Annotated in this window: 1 rRNA gene (running past one end of the window); it reads right to left on the bottom strand. The window is 46.5% G+C overall.

The window, feature by feature from the left end:
* A 23S ribosomal RNA gene (locus FLS47_RS18230) occupies positions 1 to 1,664 on the bottom strand (it extends 1,448 nt beyond the left edge of the window).
* Between the last annotated feature and the right edge of the window lie 221 nt (positions 1,665 to 1,885).

The raw sequence follows: 1,885 nt of genomic DNA on the forward strand, positions 1-1,885 counted from the left end.
TCCTCGACTACCTGTGTCGGTTTACGGTACGGGTTTTATATACCTGAAGCTTAGCGGGTTTTCTTGGAAGTCTGATTACCTGCTCTATCAGCGCCGCCGAAGCTTTGCTGTACTATTGGGTTTCAGCTAGATCTGCGGATTTGCCTACAGTCCTAATACCTACGCCTTTTAACGAACTATTCCGTCAGTTCGCGGCAGTGTCACTACTCCGTCACCACATCGCAGTATATAAAAGTACTGGAATATTAACCAGTTGTCCATCGGCTTTCCCCATTCGGGTGCGCCTTAGGCCCCGACTAACCCTGATCCGATTAGCGTTGATCAGGAAACCTTAGTCTTTCGGTGGGCGGGTTTCTCACCCGCCTTATCGTTACTTATGCCTACATTTGCTTTTCTATAATCTCCACAACACATCACCATGATGCTTCTCCGACGATAGAATGCTCCCCTACCAGACATACATCTTTCAGTATGAATCCATAGCTTCGGTAGTAATCTTGATGCCCGTTTATTATCCACGCCCGGTCGCTCGACTAGTGAGCTGTTACGCACTCTTTAAATGAATGGCTGCTTCCAAGCCAACATCCTAGCTGTCTGGGCAACCGGACCTCGTTAGTTCAACTTAGACTACATTTGGGGACCTTAGCTGATGGTCTGGGTTCTTTCCCTCTCGGCCTTGGACCTTAGCACCCAAAGCCTCACTGCCGATCATATCTTATAGCATTCGGAGTTCGTCTGGATTTGGTAGGATTTGACTCCCCCGCACCCAATCGGTAGCTCTACCTCTATAAGACTTAATATCGACGCTGTTCCTAAAAACATTTCGGGGAGTACGAGCTATTTCCCAGTTTGATTGGCCTTTCACCCCTACCCTCAGGTCATCCGGAAACTTTTCAACGTTTATCGGTTCGGTCCTCCATTTAGTGTTACCTAAACTTCAACCTGCCCAAGGGTAGATCACAAGGTTTCGCGTCTACCTCTGCTGACTATACGCCCTATTCAGACTCGCTTTCGCTGCGGCTGCGTCGCTGAACGACTTAACCTTGCCAACAAAGAGTAACTCGTAGGCTCATTATGCAAAAGGCACGCTGTCACGGAATCAATCCGCTCCAACCGCTTGTAAGTACACGGTTTCAGGTTCTTTTCACTCCCCTGTTCGGGGTTCTTTTCACCTTTCCCTCACGGTACTGGTTCACTATCGGTCTCTCAGGAGTATTTAGCCTTACCAGATGGTGCTGGCAGATTCAAGCAGGATTCCTCCGGTCCCGCCCTACTCAGGATACCACTAGCGCTGTATTGCTTACCTGTACGGGGCTATCACCCATATCGCGCAGTTTCCCACCTGCTTCCAGTTTACGTTACAAATCACATAGCGTGGTCCTACAACCCCATATATGCCGTAACATATATGGTTTGGGCTCTTTCGTGTTCGCTCGCCACTACTTACGAAATCATTATTATTTTCTCCTCCTACGCTTACTTAGATGTTTCAGTTCGGCGCGTTCGCGTATTATACAACTATCCTTCAGATAGTTAGGTTGCCCCATTCGGAAATCTACGGATCAAATCGCATTTGCCAATACCCGTAGCTTATCGCAGCTTATCACGTCCTTCATCGCCTCTGAGAGCCTAGGCATCCCCCGTGTACCCTTATTTACTTTCTTCACTCATATAGCCCTTTTGCTACTATAGAGCTGCTTTGATATATACATCGTAATACTAATTAATAAACAGTTCGGCATAGACCGAGGGTCCGTTTACTAACTCAAGCATATTACAACATTGTCTCTACTGTTGTCTTCTCTTGTGTCTTTTTTTCTTTCAATATGTCAAAGAACTCTTTTATCTAGATAAGTGATTTTAGATGAGAGATCTGAGATTAATT

It is taken from the genome of Sphingobacterium cavernae (assembly GCF_008520265.1).
In the GTDB taxonomy this organism is placed as follows: domain Bacteria; phylum Bacteroidota; class Bacteroidia; order Sphingobacteriales; family Sphingobacteriaceae; genus Sphingobacterium; species Sphingobacterium cavernae.